Below are 3013 nucleotides of genomic sequence, written 5' to 3' on the forward strand. Positions count from 1 at the left end.
CTGAGCCAGGTGCGGCAGGCGGTGCGTTTCGCCGATGCCGTGGTGGCTCTCGAAGCGATGGGTGTGACGCGGTACGTGGAACTCGGCCCGGATGGCGTGCTGTCGGCCATGGCCCAGGACACCACCGCCGACGCACAGTTCATCACCGTCCTGCGCAAGGATCGCGATGAGACCGACACCGCGCTCACCGCGATCAGTCGTCTGTGGACGTCCGGAGTCGATGTCGACTGGACGGCGCTGTTTGCCGGTTGGGGCGGCCGGGTGGTTGACCTGCCGACCTATGCGTTCCACAGGGAGCGGTTCTGGCCGCAGATGGGCGTGGGTGCCGGGGACCTGGCCGCAGTTGGTCTGGCGGGTGCCGGGCACGCCTTGCTTGGCGCGGCCGTGGAGCTCGCCGACGGGGGCGCGGTGGTGCTGACCGGTCGGCTCGCGGTGGGTGCACAGCCCTGGCTGGCCGAGCATCTGGTGCTGGGCCGGGTTGTGGTGCCTGGTGCCGCGTTGGTGGAGATGGTGCTGCGGACTGGTCAGGAAGTCGGCTGCGGGGTGCTGCGGGAGTTGGTTCTGCGGGCGCCGTTGGTGTTGCCGGAGTCCGGTGGAGTGCAGGTCCAGGTGCGGGTCGAGGGCCCGGATGCCTCGGGCGACCGGCCGGTCCACGTTCATGGCCGTGCCGAAGGCACGGACGAGTGGACGCTGCATGCATCGGGTTTCCTCGCCGCCGCGGACACCCGAGCGCCCGGCTTCGATTTGTGTGTGTGGCCGCCGCGGGGTGCGGACGCGGTGGATGTCGACGGGTTCTACGAGGCTTTGGCGGGCGTGGGCTTCGGCTACGGTCCGGCGTTCCAGGGTGTTCGGGCGGCTTGGCGCGATGGGTCCGGTGTGTACGCCGATGTGGTGCTGCCGGAGCCGGGTGTGGGCCAGGTCGACACGTTCGGTATCCACCCGGCGCTGTTGGACGCCGCGCTGCATCCGGCCAATCTCCTGTCGGAAGGGCCGGGGGAGCAAGGGCCGCGGTTGCCGTTCGCGTGGTCGGGTGTGGAGCTGTTCGCGGTCGGGGCGACGGTGTTGCGGGTGGCGATCCGTCCTGAGGGCGAGGGCATCACCGTTGAGGCGGCTGATGGGACTGGTGCGCCGGTTGCGGTCGTGCGCTCGCTGGTGTCGCGTGAGGTGTCGGCGGAGCAGTTGTCTGCGGCCGGGCACGCGGACGAGGCGCTGTTCGCGGTGGAGTGGGTCGCGTTGCCACCGGGGGGTGCTGCTTCCGGCGAGGCGGAGGATGCTTCGGCGTGGACGGTGTTGCCGGCTGGTGACGGTCCGGTGGAGCAGGTGCTGGGTGAGGTCCTGCGGGGTGTGCAGGAATGGCTGGCGGATGACGGTTCGTTCGGATCGCGCCTGGCGGTGGTGACGCGGGGCGCCATGCCCGCGGGTCCTGCCGACATGGTCGATGTGGTGGGTGCGGCGGTGTGGGGTCTGGTGCGTTCGGCGCAGTCGGAGCACCCGGACCGGATCGTGCTGGTCGACGTCGACCCGGCCGCCGTGGAAGAGGGTGTGGATCTGGCGCTGTTGGCCGGTGTCGACGAGCCGCAGGTCGCCATCCGTGACGGTGTGCTGCTGGTACCCCGTCTGGCCCGTGCCGTGGGTGGCGAGGAGGCCGTGCCGCTGGATGGTGACGGCACCGTACTGATCACCGGAGGCACCGGCACCCTCGGCGGACTCCTCGCCCGCCACCTCGTCACCGAGCAGGGCATCCGTCATCTCATGCTGTTGTCCCGCCAGGGCCCGGACGCGCCCGGCGCCACCGATCTGGTCGCAGAACTCGTCGAACTCGGCGCCCAGGCACGGATCGTGGCTTGCGACGCCGCCGACCGCGACGCCCTCGCAGCCGTCCTCGCGGACATCCCCACCGAAACTCCGCTGACCGGCGTCGTCCACGCGGCGGGTGTCCTCGACGACGGCGTGTTCACCGCCCTCACCCAGGAACGCCTGGAAACGGTCCTGCGGGCGAAGGCCACCGCCGCCGCGAACCTCGACGAACTGACCCGCGACACGAACCTCGCGATGTTCGTCCTCTACTCCTCGGCGTCGGCGACCTTCGGTACTCCGGGTCAGGCCAACTACTCGGCTGCCAACGCCTACCTCGACGCCCTCGCCACCCACCGTCGCGCCGAGGGCCTTTCTGGTCTGTCTCTGGCCTGGGGCCTGTGGGAGCAGGCCAGTGGCATGACCGGTCATCTCCACGACCAGCTTTCGAGCGGGATGTCGACGAAGCAGGCTCTGTCGTTGTTCGACACGGCATTGAGGTGTGCCGAGGCGCAGGTGCTGCCCGTCAGTCTGGATCTGGCGGCGGTGCGGGCGGCCGGAGAGGTTCCTGCGTTGCTGCGTGGTCTGGTGTCGGGTCGGGTGCGGCGTGGGGTTGCGCAGGCGTCGGGTGCGGGTTTGGCGTTGGCGCAGCGGTTGCGGTCGGTGTCCGGTGTTCAGCGTGGGCAGATGTTGTTGGAGTTGGTGCGTGGCAGTGCTGCGGCGGTGCTGGGGCATGCGTCGGTGGATGCGGTGGGTGAGCGTCAGGCGTTCAAGGATCTGGGTTTCGATTCGTTGACTGCGGTGGAGTTGCGTAACCGTTTGACCGGAGCTACGGGTTTGCGGTTGCCGGCGACGTTGGTGTTCGACTATCCGAGTCCTGTGGCGCTGAGTGAGCGTTTGTTGTCGGAGTTCTTCGGTGGGTTGGAGGCGGTTGCGGAGCCGATGCGGCAGGTTGCGGTGGCCGGGGCGGACGAGCCGTTGGCGATTGTCGGCATGGCGTGCCGGTTGCCGGGTGGGGTGGGATCGCCCGAGCAGCTGTGGGATCTGGTCGCCGACGGGATCGACGGGCTGTCGGCGTTCCCGGCCGACCGGGGTTGGTCGGCGGATCTGTTGGACCGCAGTGCCGGTGTGGGTGGGTTCGTCGATGGGGCGGATCGGTTTGACGCGGGGTTGTTCGGGATTTCGCCGCGTGAGGCGTTGGGGATGGATCCGCAGCAGC

Annotated in this window: 1 protein-coding gene; it reads left to right on the forward strand. The window is 69.5% G+C overall.

The window, feature by feature from the left end:
- A partial coding sequence (locus ABZS61_RS34660; protein WP_356430453.1) for an SDR family NAD(P)-dependent oxidoreductase occupies positions 1-3013 on the forward strand: 3013 nt, incomplete at both ends.

Source organism: Streptomyces sp. NPDC005566, from assembly GCF_040605575.1.
Taxonomy (GTDB): domain Bacteria; phylum Actinomycetota; class Actinomycetes; order Streptomycetales; family Streptomycetaceae; genus Streptomyces.